This is a genomic window from Pseudomonas atagonensis, assembly GCF_011369485.1.
In the GTDB taxonomy this organism is placed as follows: domain Bacteria; phylum Pseudomonadota; class Gammaproteobacteria; order Pseudomonadales; family Pseudomonadaceae; genus Aquipseudomonas; species Aquipseudomonas atagonensis.
Map to the genome: position 1 here is coordinate 1 of NZ_VXCA01000034.1, position 16,505 is coordinate 16,505.

The following is a 16,505-nucleotide window of genomic DNA, read 5'->3' on the forward strand; positions in this document are numbered from 1 at the left end:
TACACCCTCGCACGCGGCGCATGCCGCCCCACTTAACACAATGAGCGTTAGCTCGAGTACCGCTCTTGATCTTGATCCCGGAGCGAAGGAACCCGAGCCACAGCGAGGGCCGTACGTCAGGGCAAAGCCTTTTGGGTTACCTTTTCGGCGTTTGGAAAAGGTGACCCGCCGTAAGGGCGGAACCCTAAGCAGCCGCTACCGCAGCAACGGATATACACCCAAACCCCAAAAACACCAGACAACAAAAAGGCGCCCGAAGGCGCCTCTTCAATCAACAACAAGCCATCAGGCCATCTCAGCCGTGGTTTCGAAGTCAAACGTCAACTCACCGTCCTTGATGTCGATGTGAACCACACCGCCATGCTCGGCCAGCTCGCCAAACAGAATCTCCTCCGCCAGCGGACGCTTGATCTTGTCCTGAATCAGACGCGCCATCGGCCGTGCGCCCATTGCCGAGTCATAACCACCCGCCGCCAGCCAACTACGCGCCGCGTCGGTAACCTCAAGCAGCACACGCTTGTCTTCCAGTTGCGCCTGAAGCTCGGTAAGGAACTTGTCCACCACACTCTTGATGACCTCATGACTGAGGCGACCAAACTGGATAATGGTGTCCAGACGGTTACGGAATTCCGGCGTGAAACTCTTCTTGATCACTTCCATCGCATCAGACGAGTGGTCCTGATGAGTGAAACCGATCGAAGCCCGAGCCGCCGTTTCGGCACCGGCGTTGGTCGTCATGATCACGATCACATTGCGGAAATCCGCCTTGCGCCCGTTGTTGTCGGTCAGCGTACCGTGGTCCATCACCTGCAGCAGCAGGTTGAAGACTTCCGGATGCGCCTTCTCGATTTCATCGAGCAGCAATACGCAATGCGGCTGTTTGGTGATCGCTTCGGTCAACAGGCCGCCCTGATCGAAACCGACATAGCCTGGAGGCGCACCGATCAAACGCGATACGGTGTGGCGCTCCATGTACTCGGACATGTCGAAACGCACCAGCTCGATCCCCAGCGCCTTGGCCAGTTGCCGCGCCGCCTCGGTTTTACCCACCCCGGTCGGCCCTGCGAACAAGAACGAACCGACCGGCTTGTCCGGCGATTTGAGCCCGGCACGGGACAGCTTGATCGCGGTCGACAGAGAATCGATCGCTGCGTCCTGACCAAACACCGTCAGCTTCAGGTCACGCTCGAGGTTACGCAGCAGTTCCTTGTCGGAGCTGGTGACGTGCTTCGGCGGAATCCGCGCGATTTTGGCGACGATGTCTTCGACCTGCGGCACTTCGATACGCTTCACACGCATCTCGACCGGTTGCAGACGCTGATAGGCGCCCGCCTCGTCGATGACGTCGATGGCCTTGTCCGGCATATGCCGATCATTGATGTAACGCGACGCCAGTTCAGCGGCGGCGCGCAACGACTCATCGCTGTATTCAATGTTGTGATGCTGTTCGAAACGCCCTTTCAGGCCGCGCAGGATACCGATGGTGTCCTCCACCGACGGCTCGACGACATCGACCTTCTGGAAGCGACGCGCCAAGGCACGATCCTTCTCGAAGATGCCGCGGAATTCCTGGAACGTGGTCGAGCCGATGCAGCGAATGTCGCCAGACGACAGCAGCGGTTTGAGCAGGTTCGACGCATCCATGACGCCACCTGACGCGGCGCCGGCACCAATGATGGTGTGGATCTCGTCGATGAACAGGATCGCCTGCGGACGTTTTTTCAGTTCATTGAGCAGCGCCTTGAAGCGCTTCTCGAAATCACCGCGGTACTTGGTACCCGCAAGCAGAGCGCCAAGATCAAGCGAATAAACAACGCTGTTGGCCAGCAGATCCGGCACCTGATTGTCGACAATACGCTTGGCCAGGCCTTCGGCAATCGCGGTTTTACCCACGCCCGCCTCGCCGACCAGCAGCGGATTGTTTTTACGCCGACGCGCAAGGATCTGCGCAACACGTTCGACTTCCGACTCGCGGCCAACCAGCGGGTCGATGCGACCCTGGCGGGCGAGTTCGTTGAGGTTGCTGGCATAAGCATCCAGAGGATTGCCTGAAGAAGAAGACTCACCGCCCTCGTCGTCCTGCATATCTTGTTCACCTTCAGAGTGATCGCCATGCCCCGGCACTTTGGAAATGCCGTGAGCGATGTAGTTGACGACATCGATGCGCGCCACGCTCTGCTGTTTCAGCAGAAACACAGCCTGACTCTCTTGCTCACTGAAGATTGCAACCAGCACGTTGGCGCCAGTCACTTCGCGTTTGCCCGAGCTCTGTACGTGAAAAACAGCACGCTGCAGTACACGCTGGAAGCCCAGGGTTGGCTGGGTTTCGCGATCTTCGTCGTGAACGGGGATCAATGGCGTGGTGGAGTCGATGAACTCCTGCAGGTCATGCTTGAGTTTGTCGAGGTTTGCGCCGCAGGCACGCAAAACGGTGGCGGCAGCCTCATTGTCCAATAGGGCCAGCAGCAGGTGTTCGACGGTCATGAATTCATGACGTTTCGAACGAGCCTCCTTGAAGGCTAGATTGAGGGTGACTTCGAGCTCGCGGTTTAACATAGCTTCACCTCATACCCAAGTGGTCGGCGATTAACCGTCCTTCTCGATTTCACAGAGTAGCGGATGCTGGCTTTCCCTGGCGTACTGGTTGACCTGCATGGCCTTTGTCTCGGCGATGTCGCGGGTAAACACTCCACATACTGCCCGTCCTTCTGTGTGAACGGCCAGCATGACCTTGGTCGCCAGCTCGCGATTCAGGTTAAAAAACACCTCGAGCACTTCGACGACGAAATCCATCGGTGTGTAGTCATCGTTAAACAAAACCACCTTGTACATCGGCGGCGCCTGTAACGCAGGCTTTGCTTCCTGAACAGCAACGCCTGCCGAATCGTCGTCGTGCTCCTCTGGAAGATCCTTTTGGAGAAGCGGGCGATCCTGATTGAATGTTAGTCGAATCTGGCTGATTGCATGCATGGAAAGAAAGGTTCGTCAGTTGTGCAAATACAGTGGTGGGGGCGGTTGTCCACGTTTTCAACTCCGACTGCCCGGTCAACTTGACTATCGGGAAAACGGTGTTACAACCAATAGAGCCCACAGTGGGTAAAAAAGATCCGCGGAGTCAATCCTTTTAACGGATTAGATTGCGGATGTCCTGGATGATACTCCAGCGTTGGAGTCTGTTGCAGAGGGATTTGAGCATGGCTGTCGGCAAGGTGAAATGGTTCAACAATGCCAAGGGGTTCGGTTTCATCAATACCGAGTCCCGCGAGGGGAAGGACGAGGACGGCAAGGAGATAGATTTCTTTGCCCACTATTCCGCCATTGAAATGGACGGGTACAAAACCCTCAAAGCCGGGCAAATCGTCAGATTCGATATCATGCAAGGACCAAAAGGCCTGCATGCCACAAAAATTCAGAATGCCGAGCCTGCTAAAGATGTCGCCTCGACCGCTGCAGCGGTGCCTGCTCAGCAACAATCAGTAACGAGCTGAAGCGACTCGAACGCCTGCCAGAAAACAAACCGCCCGACTCGATCACTCGAGTCGGGCGGTTTCGTTGCAGCCGTGTTTCTTACATGTGCTTGATCAGCGCCTCACCGAAGCCCGAAGAAGACACCAGCGTGGCGCCTTCCATCAGACGTTCGAAGTCGTAGGTCACGGTCTTGGCCTTGATCGCGCCGTTGGTGCCTTTGATGATCAGGTCGGCCGCCTCGGTCCAGCCCAGGTGGCGCAGCATCATCTCTGCCGAGAGGATCACCGACCCCGGGTTGACCTGGTCCTTGCCGGCATACTTCGGCGCGGTACCGTGGGTGGCTTCGAACATGGCCACGGTGTCGGACAAGTTGGCACCCGGCGCAATACCGATACCGCCCACTTCCGCCGCCAGTGCGTCGGAGAGGTAGTCGCCGTTGAGGTTGAGGGTCGCGATCACATCGTATTCGGCCGGGCGCAGCAGGATCTGCTGGAGCATGGCGTCGGCGATGGCATCCTTGACGATGACTTCACGGCCGGTTTTCGGGTTCTTGAATTTCATCCACGGGCCGCCATCGAGCAGCTCGGCGCCGAACTCTTCCTTCGCCACCTCATAACCCCAGTCCTTGAAGGCACCTTCGGTGAATTTCATGATGTTGCCCTTGTGCACGATGGTCAGCGACTTGCGATCGTTGTCCACTACATATTGCAAGGCCTTGCGCACCAGACGCTTGGTGCCTTCCTTGGAAACAGGCTTGATGCCGATGCCGCAATCCTGATCGAAACGGATCTTGGTGACGCCCATTTCTTCCTTAAGGAACTTGATGACTTTGGTGGCTTCAGGTGAGCCGGCCTTCCATTCGATACCGGCATAAATGTCTTCGGAGTTCTCGCGGAAGATCACCATGTCGACGTCGCCGGGCTTTTTCACCGGGCTCGGCACGCCTTCGAACCACACCACAGGGCGCAGGCACACGTAGAGATCGAGCTGCTGGCGCAGGGCCACGTTGAGGGAGCGGATACCGCCACCGACCGGGGTAGTCAGCGGGCCTTTGATGGAGACGACGTAATCTTTGACGGCATCCAGGGTTTCCTGAGGCAGCCAGGTGTCCTGGTCATAGACCTGGGTCGCTTTTTCGCCAGCGTAGACTTCCATCCAGGAAATCTTGCGCTTGCCCCCGTAGGCTTTCTCTACGGCAGCATCAACCACTTTGATCATCACGGGGCTGACGTCGACGCCAATGCCGTCACCTTCAATGAAGGGGATGATCGGGTTATCAGGAACATTGAGAGAATGGTCTGCATTGACGGTGATTTTGTCGCCGACGGCTGGAACCTGAATCTTCTTGTAACCCATGCTGAACTCCATTGTTTGGATTGAACATCTGGCTTGATCCGAGCGTAACCCACTTGAATCAACACGCAAACCCTCAGTTCCCGGCATTCGCACAACTCGATTCGTACAAGCCTGAAAGCAAAGGGAAAAGCGCCAAACTCAAGCATTCGCATCGACTTTACGCCCCACCCTGCCCTGCGACCTTTAGACCAATGGACGAGAATCGTTGCATATGAACCATCGGCAGATTGCCAGCTACCTATGTATAATGCCGCCCGCTGACCACAGGGTCACGACGGCTGGCCTCTCTAGCACGAGACTTTCCGCCTGATTGGTCGGGTTGTTATCGCAGCCTGACTGCTTGACGCTCAACGATGCACCCAACATCACCGCGAAGATTCTCGACATTCGGTTCATGGATGACTTTGAACGAACGCGCTTACCCGGCGCCCCTCGAGTTTCTGCGCACGCTTTAGCAAAGAAGAGAGAGTTAATCCGAATATGCCCACCCGCTCGAAGATCATCTATACCTTCACCGACGAAGCTCCAGCCCTCGCCACCTATTCCCTGCTGCCGATCATCGAGGCTTACACCGCCTCGGCCGATATCGCCGTGGAAACCCGCGATATCTCTCTTGCAGCACGTATTCTGGCCAGCTTCCCCGAGCAACTGGGCGACAAAGCCGTAGCCGACCACCTCGCCGAACTGGGCGACCTGGCCGTTACGCCTGAAGCCAACATCATCAAGCTGCCGAACATCAGTGCTTCGGTGCCACAGCTGCAAGCCGCGATCAAAGAACTGCAAGCTCAGGGTTACAACCTGCCGGACTACCCGGAAACCGTAACCAGCGATGCCGACAAAGACGCCAAGGCGCGTTACGACAAGGTCAAGGGCAGCGCCGTGAACCCGGTTCTGCGTGAAGGCAACTCCGACCGTCGCGCTCCGCTGTCGGTCAAGAACTACGCTCGCAAGCACCCGCACAAAATGGGCGCCTGGGCCAAAGACTCCAAATCCCACGTCGCTCACATGAGCACCGGCGATTTCTACGGCAGCGAAAAAGCTGCTCTGATCGACGCCGCTGACGCTGTGAAAATCGAGCTGATCGCCAAAGACGGCACCGCGACCGTTCTGAAAGAGAAAACCACCGTTCAGGCTGGTGAGATCCTCGACTGCGCCGTGATGAGCAAAAACGCCCTGCGCGCGTTCATCGCCGCCGAAATCGACAGCGCCAAGGCCCAAGGCGTGCTGCTGTCGGTGCACTTGAAAGCGACCATGATGAAGGTCTCCGACCCGATCATGTTCGGCCAGATCGTTGCCGAGTTCTATAAAGATGCCCTGACCAAGCACGCTGACGTGCTGGCGCAGATCGGCTTCAACCTGAACAACGGCATCGGCGATCTGTACGCGCGCATCAAGGCCCTGCCGGCTGAGCAGCAAGCGCAGATCGAAGCCGACATGGCCGCGGTCTACGCCGTTCGTCCGTCGCTGGCGATGGTCAACTCCGACAAAGGCATCACCAACCTGCACGTGCCGAGCGACGTTATCGTTGACGCCTCGATGCCAGCGATGATCCGTGACTCCGGCAAGATGTGGGGCACCGACGGCCAGCTGCACGACACCAAGGCTGTGATCCCGGATCGTTGCTACGCCACTATCTACCAGGCTGTGATCGAAGATTGCAAAGCCAATGGCGCTTTCGACCCGACCACCATGGGCAGCGTGCCAAACGTTGGCCTGATGGCTAAGAAAGCTGAAGAGTACGGATCCCACGACAAGACCTTCCAGATCAAGGCCGATGGCGTGGTTCGCGTAACCGACAGCAAAGGCACCCTGCTGATGGAACAGGCTGTTGAAGCCGGCGACATCTTCCGCATGTGCCAGACCAAAGACGCGCCGATCCAGGACTGGGTCAAACTGGCCGTCAACCGTGCTCGCGCTAGCAGCACCCCGGCCATTTTCTGGCTGGACCCAATGCGCGCCCACGATGGTGTAGTGATCGAGAAAGTTCAGGCTTACCTGAAGGATCACGACACTGCCGGTCTGGACATCCAGATCATGGCGCCGGTCGACGCGATGAAGTACACCCTGCAGCGCACCCGCGAAGGCAAGGACACCATTTCGGTGACCGGTAACGTACTGCGCGACTACCTGACCGACCTGTTCCCGATCATGGAACTGGGCACCAGCGCCAAGATGCTGTCGATCGTGCCGCTGATGAACGGCGGTGGCCTGTTCGAAACCGGCGCCGGCGGCTCGGCTCCGAAGCACGTGCAGCAACTGGTCGAAGAGAACTTCCTGCGTTGGGATTCGCTGGGCGAATTCCTCGCGCTGGCAGCGTCCCTTGAGCATTTGGGTGTGAACTACAACAACCCGAAAGCACTGGTTCTGTCGAAAACCCTGGATCAGGCCACCGGCCAGTTCCTCGATAACAACAAGTCGCCATCGCGCAAAGTCGGCAACATCGACAACCGCGGCAGCCACTTCTACCTGGCGCTGTACTGGGCTCAGGCTCTGGCGGCGCAGACTGAAGACGCTGCACTGCAGGCGCAGTTCGCGACGCTGGCCGAGACTCTGACCGAGAACGAAGCAACCATCGTTGCCGAGCTCAACGCCGTTCAGGGCAAGCCAGTCGACATCGGTGGTTACTACCACGCCGACGCCGATCTGATTAGCAAGGCAATGCGCCCGAGCGCAACCTTCAACGCGGCGATTGCTGCACTGGTTTAAGGTTGTAAAGGGAACATCACAAACCCCGGCCCTGTGCCGGGGTTTGTTTTTGTGGCGTTTGCACCCATTTATCTTTGAAATACAAACCAGTGTGGGACCGGGCTTGCGCGCGAATGCGTCGGTTCAGCCAATGAAGATTTTGAATGACAAACCGCTTTCGCGAGCAAGCCCGCTTCCACAAGGGATTGGGTTTCAACCAATAGATTGAGGTAGGTTTTATGGAATGGCTCCCCCACATCACCGTCGCCACCATCGTCGAGGACAACGGCCGCTTTCTGATGGTCGAGGAACACAAGGCCGGCCGTAACGTGCTCAATCAGCCTGCCGGTCATCTGGATCCGGACGAAACCCTGATCGAAGCCGCCGTGCGCGAAACCCTCGAAGAAACCGGCTGGGACGTCGAACCCATCGGCGTCGTCGGCATTTACCTGTACACCGCCCCGAGCAACGGCGTGACTTACCAGCGCGTGTGCTTCAGCGCCAAAGCCGTGAAACACCACCCGGATTATCAACTCGACGACGGCATCGTCGGCGCCAAGTGGCTGACGCGCGACGAATTATTGGCCCAGCGCGAGAACTGGCGCAGTGAGCTGATCATCCGTTGCATCGACGATTATCTGGCCGGCCATCACTACAGCCTCGAACTGATACGCCCTTCCCTTTAGCCTTGAGGCCGTGAGCCTGATAGAATCGCGTCCTTTTTCAAGACACTCATTGAATCCCTATGCGTGATCCAGCCCCTTCTGACACATCCAAGAAGCGCGTCATTGTCGGCATGTCCGGCGGCGTGGACTCTTCCGTTTCCGCTCTCCTGCTGATCGAGCAGGGTTATGAGGTGGAAGGCCTGTTCATGAAGAACTGGGAAGAAGACGACGGAACGGAATACTGCACCGCCATGGACGACCTGGCGGATGCGCAGGCTGTGTGCGACAAGATCGGTATCAAGCTGCACACCGCCAACTTCGCTGCCGAGTACTGGGACAACGTGTTCGAACACTTCCTGGCCGAATACAAGGCCGGACGTACGCCGAACCCGGACATCCTGTGCAACCGCGAGATCAAGTTCAAGGCGTTCCTTGACTACGCCATGATGCTCGGTGCCGACCTGATCGCCACCGGCCACTACGTGCGCCGCCGTGACATCGATGGCCGCACCGAACTGCTCAAGGGACTGGATCCGAACAAGGATCAGAGCTACTTCCTGCACGCCGTCGGCGGCGAACAGATCGCCAAGACCCTGTTCCCGGTCGGCGAGCTGGAAAAACCGGAAGTCCGTGCGATTGCCGAGAAATATGAGCTGGCGACTGCCAAGAAGAAGGATTCCACCGGGATCTGCTTCATCGGTGAGCGCCGTTTCAGCGACTTCCTCAAGCAATACCTGCCGGCACAACCGGGTGAAATCAAGACCACCGAAGGCGAAGTCATCGGCCGTCACCACGGTTTGATGTACCACACCATCGGCCAGCGTCAGGGTCTGGGCATCGGCGGCCTGAAAGACGCGGGCGACGAGCCGTGGTACGTGCTGCGCAAGGATCTGGACACCAACGAACTGATCGTCGGCCAGGGCAACAACCATCCATGGCTGTTCTCCAGCGCCCTGCTCGCTTCGGAAATCTATTGGGTCAACCCGATCGATCTGAGCCAGCCGCTACGCCTGACCGCCAAGGTTCGCTATCGCCAGAGCGATCAGGCCTGCACCCTGGAAAAGACTCCGACCGGCTATCGCGCCGTGTTCGACGAGCCGCAACGCGCGGTCACGCCGGGCCAGTCGGTGGTGTTCTATGACGGAGAAATCTGCCTCGGCGGCGGCGTGATTGAAGTCGCCGAGCCGTGGAGCGGCCAGGCATGAGCCCGACTCAGGAACAACTGACGGCGCTGGGCGGCGTGTTTCTCGCCGCCGTTCTGGTCGACCGGATCGCCAAGACCGGGCAGACCAGCGAGGCCGGCCTGAGCTGCATGCTCGGCAGCCTGCTGGTGCGCGATCCGAAAGACACGCTGGACGTCTACGGCGGCGACGACCTCAATCTGCGCGAGGGTTACCGCGCGCTGATCGGCGCACTTGAGCGCGACCCGAGTACCTTGCAACGCGAACCGTTGCGCTATGCGCTGTCGATGCTCGGTCTGGAGCGACAACTGGCCAAGCGCGGCGACATGCTCGACGTGATCGGCAAGCGCCTGCCGCAGATTCAATCGCAGGTCGAACATTTCGGCCCGGCCCACGAAAACGTGGTCGCTGCCTGCGGCGCACTGTATCAGGACACCCTGAGCACGCTGCGCCAACGCATTCAGGTGCACGGCGACATGCGCAACCTGCAGCAACCGAGCAACGCCTCGAAGATTCGCGCCCTGCTGCTCGCCGGCATCCGTTCGGCACGCCTGTGGCGACAGCTCGGCGGTCACCGCTGGCAATTGGTGATCAGCCGTCGCAAATTGCTCAAAGAGCTGTATCCGTTGATGCGCAGCGAGTAAACGCCGCGCAATAAAAGCTTTGTAGTCTGTAACGCGTAATACGCCGGTCAGTTGGCAACGGACCGGCGGATTTTTTCATGTATGATACGCGCCCCATTTCGTTGCCCGACTGTCCGAGAACACCCCATGCAGCTTTCTTCGCTCACTGCGGTTTCCCCTGTTGACGGCCGCTACGCCGGCAAAACCCAGGCCCTGCGCCCGATTTTCAGCGAGTACGGCCTGATCCGTGCCCGCGTTCTGGTTGAAGTGCGCTGGCTCCAGCGCCTCGCCGCTCACGCCGGTATCCCGGAAGTGCCAGCCTTCTCCGCCGAGGCCAACGCCGTTCTCAATGAACTGGCTGAAAACTTCTCGCTGGAGCACGCCGAGCGCGTCAAAGAGATCGAGCGCACCACCAACCACGACGTCAAAGCGATCGAATACCTGCTCAAAGAGCAAGCGGCCAAGCTGCCTGAGCTGGCCAAGGTCAGCGAGTTCATTCACTTTGCGTGCACCAGCGAAGACATTAACAACCTGTCCCACGCCCTGATGCTGCGCGAAGGCCGTGACGACGTGATGCTGCCACTGATGCGCCAGACCGCAGAAGCCATCCGCGAACTGGCCATCCGCTTCGCCGACGTGCCGATGCTGTCGCGCACCCACGGCCAACCAGCCTCCCCGACCACTCTGGGTAAAGAGCTGGCGAACGTGGTTTACCGCCTCGAGCGCCAGATCGCTCAGGTCGCTGCCGTTCCGCTGCTGGGTAAGATCAACGGCGCTGTCGGCAACTACAACGCACACCTGTCGGCCTACCCGCAGATCGACTGGGAAGCCAACGCCCGCGCCTTCATCGAAGACGAACTGGGCCTGGGCTTCAACCCGTACACCACGCAGATCGAGCCGCACGACTACATCGCCGAGCTGTTCGACGCCATTGCGCGCTTCAACACCATCCTGATCGACTTCGACCGTGACATCTGGGGCTACATCTCCCTGGGTTATTTCAAGCAGCGCACCATCGCTGGCGAAATCGGTTCGTCGACCATGCCACACAAGGTCAACCCGATCGACTTCGAAAACTCCGAAGGCAACCTGGGCATCGCCAACGCGCTGTTCCAGCACCTGGCGAGCAAACTGCCAATTTCCCGCTGGCAGCGCGACCTGACCGACTCCACCGTGCTGCGCAACCTCGGTGTCGGCTTCGCCCACAGCGTGATCGCGTACGAAGCGAGCCTCAAAGGCATCAGCAAACTTGAACTGAACGCTGACAAGATTGCTGCCGATCTGGACGCGTGCTGGGAAGTCCTGGCTGAGCCGATCCAGACCGTGATGCGCCGCTACAACATCGAAAACCCGTACGAGAAACTGAAAGAGCTGACCCGCGGCAAGGGCATCAGCCCTGAAGCGCTGCAGACTTTCATTGACGGCCTGGACATGCCAGCCGAAGCGAAAGCCGAGCTGAAACAGCTGACCCCGGCCAACTACATCGGCAACGCTGTAGCGCAAGCAAAACGCATCTGATCGACCGCTTGACCCGTTTGAGACGCCCGGCCGCGCCGGGCGTTTTTATTCCCGTCTGAAAAATGCTTTTTTTCAATAGGTTACATATGAATCCCGATATTCCTCTTCAACTTCTGGGTGGTCTTACGGCGCGCGAGTTCATGCGCGATTACTGGCAGAAAAAACCACTGCTGATCCGTCAGGCGTTTCCTGATTTCGAAAGCCCGATCGATGCCGACGAACTGGCCGGCCTGGCCCTGGAAGAAGAAGTCGAATCGCGCCTGGTGATCGAGCACGGCGAGCGTCCGTGGGAACTGCGTCGCGGCCCGTTCGCGGAAGACGAATTCAGCAAGCTGCCGGAAAAAGAGTGGACCCTGCTGGTGCAGGCAGTCGACCAGTTCGTACCGGAAGTCAGCGAACTGCTGGAAAACTTCCGCTTCCTGCCGAGCTGGCGCGTCGACGACGTGATGATCAGCTTCGCCGCCCCGGGTGGCAGCGTCGGCCCGCACTTCGATAATTACGACGTATTCCTGTTGCAGGGTCACGGCAAGCGCAACTGGAAAATCGGCCAGATGTGCGATTCCGAGAGCCCGCTGCTGCAACACGCCGACCTGCGCATTCTCGCTGAATTCCACGAAACCGAAGAGTGGGTACTGGAGCCGGGTGACATGCTCTACCTGCCGCCACGTCTGGCCCATTGCGGCGTCGCGGTCGACAACTGCATGACCTACTCGGTTGGCTTCCGCGCACCAAGCGCCGCTGAAGTGCTGACCCACTTCACCGACTTCCTCAGCCAGTTCCTGACTGACGAAGAACGCTACACCGACGCCGATGCAAAACCGGTCAGCGATGATCCACATCAAATCCAGCACGATGCCCTCGGCCGCCTGAAGTCGCTGCTCGCCGAACACATGAGCGACGAACGCCTGCTGCTGACCTGGTTCGGCCAGTACATGACCGAGCCGCGCTACCCGGAACTGGTGGTCGGCCCGGAAGATGTCGAAGAAGAAGATTTCCTCGGCGCGCTGCAGGATGGCGCCGTGCTGATCCGCAACCCGAGCGCGCGCCTGGCCTGGTCGGAAGTCGATGACGATCTGCTGCTGTTCGCCAGCGGCCAGAGCCGTTATCTGCCGGGCAAACTGCGCGAGCTGCTGAAACTGATCTGCGCCGCCGACGCCCTGCATGCCGACAACCTCGGCGAATGGCTGAACGACGAAGACGGTCGCGGCCTGCTGTGCGAGCTGGTCAAGCAAGGCAGCCTGGGGTTCGCCGATGAATAAGATTCGCGTACGTGTCGCAGACTGGCAAAAGGACAACGCCGAGATTCGGCGCATTCGTGAAACGGTGTTCATCGCCGAGCAATCGGTGCCGCCCGAGCTTGAGTGGGACGCGGATGACGCGACTGCGGTGCATTTTCTGGCGTTCGAAGGCGACTTCCCTATCGGTACCGCGCGCCTGTTGCCCGACGGGCACATTGGCCGGGTTTCGGTGCTCAAAGACTGGCGCGGCATGAAGGTCGGCGATGCGCTGATGCAAGCGGTGATTGCCGAAGCAGAAGCACGCGGCCTGAAGCAGCAGATGCTCAGCGCTCAGGTACAGGCCACGGCGTTCTATGAGCGCCTGGGCTTCAGCCTGGTCAGCGAGGAATTTCTTGAAGCCGGGATTCCACATGTCGACATGGTTCGGCATTCGGCTTAAGACCGAGGCGCCGATCGTTCCCTCGCTCTGCGTGGGAATGCCTCTCGGGACGCTCCGCGTCCCTTGCGGCAGGTGACGCAGAGCGTCACTGGCTGCGTTCCCACGCGAAGCGTGGGAACGATCACGTAAAACGCCCCGCCATCTCACGATGCCGGGGCGTTTTGCTGTCTACGATTCAACTTGCCCCACCCGAGGCCGACAAACTGGCAATATCAAGCCTTTCGAAAGCGGAGATAACGGACATGTCCCTACGCACCCTGCTCACCACCCTTCTGCTCGGCTGCAGTTTTTCGGTGATGGCAGCCACAGAAATCGTGCCTCTCAATTACCGTACCAGCACCGACATGCTGCCGATGGCGCAAGACTTTCTCGGCAAGGACGGCCAGGTCAGCGCCTATGGCAATCAACTGATCATCAAGGCTGAACCGGAGAAGATCCAGGAACTCAAGGCTCTGATCACCCAGCTCGACACCGCGCCAAAACGCCTGCTGATCACTGTCGACACCAACGAAAACAACGGGCGTGGCGATGAAGGCTATTCGGTCAACGGCGCGCAGACACGCATCATCAGCCGCAGCACCGCCAGCCGTGACGGCGGCGTTCAGCAAGTACAAGCCACCGATGGCATGCCGGCACTGATCCAGGTCGGCCAGAGCGTGCCGATCACCAGCAGCCAGAGCAATTCCTACGGCGATTACAGCAGTCAGACGCAATATCGTAACGTCACGCAGGGGTTCTACGTCACCGCCAGCGTCACTGGCGACATCGTTCATCTGGCGATCAGTACCAACCGTGACCGCATGAGCCAGGAACGTCCCGATGTAGTGAACGTGCAAAGCACCGACACAACCGTCAGCGGACGCCTTGGTGAGTGGATCACACTGGCCGGCGTGAATCGCCAGACTCAGGCTGATAAACAGAGCCTGAGCCGCAGCTACTCGACTCAAGGCCGGGATGACATGACCTTGCGGGTCAAAGTCGACGCCTTGGACTAAAGCACCAAAAACTGACTGATTAGTCGTATTAGACGAAAGATGTAGTGCTTGAAAAAAAGCACTACAAAACGTTTGACGAGGTAAAAAAGCGAAGGCATGATGGCCTCGCTCCCGCTAATCAGAGGCTCTGGCAAGGGCCTTCGAAGCGATGTTCGCAACTACCCCCGCGAACCGTTTCGTGTCTGTACCGCCCACAAGGTGTGTTTGACGAGGTTGCCGACTGGAACGAAGTTGTCCCGAGGGACGGAAGCGTAATTAGGTAACCCGGCATCACACTGTAGTTCGTATAAAGGCCCACGACGCCCGAATGCGCCCGCCAGTTTCGCCCTTACCTGCTCACTTCCCCTCGAGCCCATCGTTCATCCCGTCGCCTCCCCCGCCGAACCCGACCTGACCACCTAAGCTTCTGGTCAGCGAGCGCAAGGAATTTTCCACCGCAGAACAACTTTTCATAAAGACGCGACGAGGTTTATCTCCATGGCACTGACACGCGAACAGCAAATTGCAGCCCTTGAAAAAGACTGGGCTGAAAACCCGCGCTGGAAAGGCGTGACTCGCACTTATTCCGCTGCTGACGTCGTCCGTCTGCGTGGCTCGGTTCAACCTGAGCACACCTTTGCGAAAATGGGCGCCGAGAAGCTGTGGAACCTGGTCACCCAGGGTGCCAAGCCGTCCTTCCGCCCAGAGAAAGATTTCGTCAACTGCATGGGCGCCCTGACCGGCGGCCAGGCTGTTCAACAAGTCAAGGCCGGTATCCAGGCGATCTACCTGTCGGGCTGGCAAGTGGCTGCGGACAACAACTCCGCCGAATCGATGTACCCGGACCAGTCGCTGTACCCGGTGGACTCGGTTCCGACCGTGGTCAAACGCATCAACAACTCGTTCCGTCGTGCCGACCAGATCCAGTGGAAAGCCGGCAAGAACCCGGGCGACGATGGCTACATCGACTACTTCGCACCGATCGTGGCTGACGCTGAAGCCGGTTTCGGCGGCGTACTGAACGCCTACGAACTGATGAAGAGCATGATCGAAGCAGGCGCCGCCGGCGTTCACTTCGAAGACCAGTTGGCTTCGGTGAAGAAATGCGGCCACATGGGCGGCAAAGTACTGGTGCCTACTCAGGAAGCCGTACAGAAGCTGACCGCTGCGCGTCTGGCTGCTGACGTGGCCGGTACGCCGACCATCATCCTGGCACGTACCGACGCTAACGCTGCTGACCTGCTGACTTCCGACTGCGACCCGTACGACCAGCCGTTCGTGACTGGCGAGCGTACTCAGGAAGGTTTCTACAAGGTTCGTGCCGGCCTGGATCAAGCGATCGCTCGTGGCCTGGCTTACGCTCCTTACGCCGACCTGATCTGGTGCGAAACCGCCAAGCCGGATCTGGAAGAAGCGCGTCGCTTCGCTGAAGCGATCAAGAAGGAATACCCGGACCAACTGCTGTCGTACAACTGCTCGCCTTCCTTCAACTGGAAGAAAAACCTGGACGACGCGACCATCGCCAAGTTCCAGCGCGAACTGTCCGCCATGGGTTACAAGCACCAGTTCATCACCCTGGCCGGCATTCACAACATGTGGCACAGCATGTTCAACCTGGCGCACGACTACGCCCGCAACGACATGACTGCCTACGTGAAGCTTCAAGAGCAGGAATTCGCTGACGCCGCCAAAGGTTACACCTTTGTGGCTCACCAGCAGGAAGTGGGCACCGGCTACTTCGACGACATGACCACCGTGATTCAGGGTGGCTCGTCTTCGGTAACCGCACTGACCGGTTCGACTGAAGAAGAACAGTTCCACTGATTCTGCTTCGCCTGAGAAAACGGCCTCTGCGGATCGTATAGAAAGCTAACCGCAGAGCCGCAAAACTGACGCCCCGACTGGTTCGGGGCGTTTTTTTGCCCACGATTTCGTGAACATCACAGAACCCCTGTAGGAGTGAGCCTGCTCGCGATAGCGGTGAGTCAGTCACCTTATTTGTTGGCTGATACACCGCTATCGCGAGCAGGCTCACTCCTACAGGGATCGGCGTAGCCCGTACAAAAACATTGATCCAGAGCGGTATCGACGTCAGAAAATTCGGGTAAAACGGGCGCCGTCGCTACTTGCAGTAACGTGCAAGTAAGACAACTTCCCAACTACCAACCCGTTAAACAGTTATAAAACCACTCCAAACGATATTAATTATCATTCAGACACAACTATGTTCGTTACATTTCCTACAAAACATAATTCACGTAAAACCGGCTAATGCCCGCAACGCATGGGCTACAGGGCCGTCGAGGTGCGCTATGTCCTTATTCCAATAAATAATTTCGCTATAGGAATTTTACTTGC

General features: G+C 58.4%; 13 protein-coding genes. 10 read left to right on the forward strand and 3 right to left on the reverse strand.

Annotated elements, in window-relative coordinates; translation table 11 throughout:
- Positions 1-285: 285 nt before the first annotated feature.
- Both clpA and clpS read right to left on the reverse strand, forming a co-directional pair.
- Positions 286-2,556 (reverse strand): ATP-dependent Clp protease ATP-binding subunit ClpA, encoded by a 2,271-nt coding sequence (gene clpA, locus F2P67_RS22595; protein WP_007964841.1) that lies wholly within the window; start codon positions 2,554-2,556, stop codon positions 286-288.
- A 30-nt stretch (positions 2,557-2,586) separates the two neighbouring features.
- Complete coding sequence (clpS, locus tag F2P67_RS22600) at positions 2,587-2,970, reverse strand: ATP-dependent Clp protease adapter ClpS (RefSeq protein ID WP_016987405.1); 384 nt, start codon at positions 2,968-2,970, stop codon at positions 2,587-2,589.
- Between the two features lie 224 nt (positions 2,971-3,194).
- Here clpS and F2P67_RS22605 point away from each other — a divergent pair, with 224 nt between their 5' ends.
- A complete protein-coding gene (locus F2P67_RS22605; RefSeq protein WP_166223948.1) occupies positions 3,195-3,488 on the forward strand; it encodes a cold shock domain-containing protein in 294 nt (97 codons plus the stop codon).
- 79 nt (positions 3,489-3,567) lie between these two features.
- On the opposite strand, the gene icd is transcribed toward F2P67_RS22605, so the two are convergent.
- On the reverse strand, positions 3,568-4,824 hold the full coding sequence (icd, locus tag F2P67_RS22610) for an NADP-dependent isocitrate dehydrogenase (RefSeq protein WP_095192705.1): 1,257 nt from the start codon (positions 4,822-4,824) through the stop codon (positions 3,568-3,570).
- Between the two features lie 480 nt (positions 4,825-5,304).
- Here icd and F2P67_RS22615 point away from each other — a divergent pair, with 480 nt between their 5' ends.
- The 9 genes from F2P67_RS22615 (at position 5,305) to aceA (ending at position 15,971) form a co-directional block, all read left to right on the forward strand.
- Entirely contained in the window at positions 5,305-7,530 is a 2,226-nt protein-coding gene (locus F2P67_RS22615; RefSeq protein ID WP_166223951.1) for an NADP-dependent isocitrate dehydrogenase, read from the forward strand.
- A 218-nt stretch (positions 7,531-7,748) separates the two neighbouring features.
- On the forward strand, positions 7,749-8,195 hold the full coding sequence (locus F2P67_RS22620; protein ID WP_166223954.1) for an NUDIX hydrolase: 447 nt from the start codon (positions 7,749-7,751) through the stop codon (positions 8,193-8,195).
- A 59-nt stretch (positions 8,196-8,254) separates the two neighbouring features.
- Positions 8,255-9,379 (forward strand): tRNA 2-thiouridine(34) synthase MnmA, encoded by a 1,125-nt coding sequence (mnmA, locus tag F2P67_RS22625; protein ID WP_166223957.1) that lies wholly within the window; start codon positions 8,255-8,257, stop codon positions 9,377-9,379.
- Entirely contained in the window at positions 9,376-9,999 is a 624-nt protein-coding gene (gene hflD / locus F2P67_RS22630; protein WP_166223960.1) for a high frequency lysogenization protein HflD, read from the forward strand. The genes mnmA and hflD overlap by 4 nt, the downstream gene beginning before the upstream one ends.
- A 126-nt stretch (positions 10,000-10,125) precedes the next feature.
- The gene (gene purB, locus F2P67_RS22635) at positions 10,126-11,496 is read left to right on the forward strand and encodes an adenylosuccinate lyase (protein WP_166223963.1); all 1,371 of its coding nucleotides are present in this window, start codon (positions 10,126-10,128) and stop codon (positions 11,494-11,496) included.
- 86 nt (positions 11,497-11,582) lie between these two features.
- A complete protein-coding gene (locus F2P67_RS22640; protein ID WP_166223966.1) occupies positions 11,583-12,755 on the forward strand; it encodes a ribosomal protein uL16 3-hydroxylase in 1,173 nt (390 codons plus the stop codon).
- The gene (locus F2P67_RS22645) at positions 12,748-13,173 is read left to right on the forward strand and encodes a GNAT family N-acetyltransferase (protein ID WP_166223968.1); all 426 of its coding nucleotides are present in this window, start codon (positions 12,748-12,750) and stop codon (positions 13,171-13,173) included. The genes F2P67_RS22640 and F2P67_RS22645 overlap by 8 nt, the downstream gene beginning before the upstream one ends.
- Positions 13,174-13,415: 242 nt before the next feature.
- Positions 13,416-14,168 (forward strand): secretin N-terminal domain-containing protein, encoded by a 753-nt coding sequence (locus F2P67_RS22650; RefSeq protein WP_166223971.1) that lies wholly within the window; start codon positions 13,416-13,418, stop codon positions 14,166-14,168.
- Between the two features lie 477 nt (positions 14,169-14,645).
- Entirely contained in the window at positions 14,646-15,971 is a 1,326-nt protein-coding gene (gene aceA, locus F2P67_RS22655; RefSeq protein ID WP_016775277.1) for an isocitrate lyase, read from the forward strand.
- Positions 15,972-16,505 lie beyond the last annotated feature (534 nt).

What these genes read in the sequence shown, in the direction of transcription:
- F2P67_RS22640 (WP_166223966.1), top strand. Translation starts at nt 11,583, where the DNA reads ATGAATCCCGATATTCCTCTTCAACTTCTGGGTGGTCTTACGGCGCGC.
- F2P67_RS22645 (WP_166223968.1), top strand. Translation starts at nt 12,748, where the DNA reads ATGAATAAGATTCGCGTACGTGTCGCAGACTGGCAAAAGGACAACGCC.
- mnmA (WP_166223957.1), top strand. Translation starts at nt 8,255, where the DNA reads ATGCGTGATCCAGCCCCTTCTGACACATCCAAGAAGCGCGTCATTGTC.
- F2P67_RS22620 (WP_166223954.1), top strand. Translation starts at nt 7,749, where the DNA reads ATGGAATGGCTCCCCCACATCACCGTCGCCACCATCGTCGAGGACAAC.
- F2P67_RS22615 (WP_166223951.1), top strand. Translation starts at nt 5,305, where the DNA reads ATGCCCACCCGCTCGAAGATCATCTATACCTTCACCGACGAAGCTCCA.
- aceA (WP_016775277.1), top strand. Translation starts at nt 14,646, where the DNA reads ATGGCACTGACACGCGAACAGCAAATTGCAGCCCTTGAAAAAGACTGG.
- F2P67_RS22605 (WP_166223948.1), top strand. Translation starts at nt 3,195, where the DNA reads ATGGCTGTCGGCAAGGTGAAATGGTTCAACAATGCCAAGGGGTTCGGT.
- hflD (WP_166223960.1), top strand. Translation starts at nt 9,376, where the DNA reads ATGAGCCCGACTCAGGAACAACTGACGGCGCTGGGCGGCGTGTTTCTC.
- clpA (WP_007964841.1), bottom strand. Translation starts at nt 2,556, where the DNA reads ATGTTAAACCGCGAGCTCGAAGTCACCCTCAATCTAGCCTTCAAGGAG.
- F2P67_RS22650 (WP_166223971.1), top strand. Translation starts at nt 13,416, where the DNA reads ATGTCCCTACGCACCCTGCTCACCACCCTTCTGCTCGGCTGCAGTTTT.
- clpS (WP_016987405.1), bottom strand. Translation starts at nt 2,970, where the DNA reads ATGCATGCAATCAGCCAGATTCGACTAACATTCAATCAGGATCGCCCG.
- icd (WP_095192705.1), bottom strand. Translation starts at nt 4,824, where the DNA reads ATGGGTTACAAGAAGATTCAGGTTCCAGCCGTCGGCGACAAAATCACC.
- purB (WP_166223963.1), top strand. Translation starts at nt 10,126, where the DNA reads ATGCAGCTTTCTTCGCTCACTGCGGTTTCCCCTGTTGACGGCCGCTAC.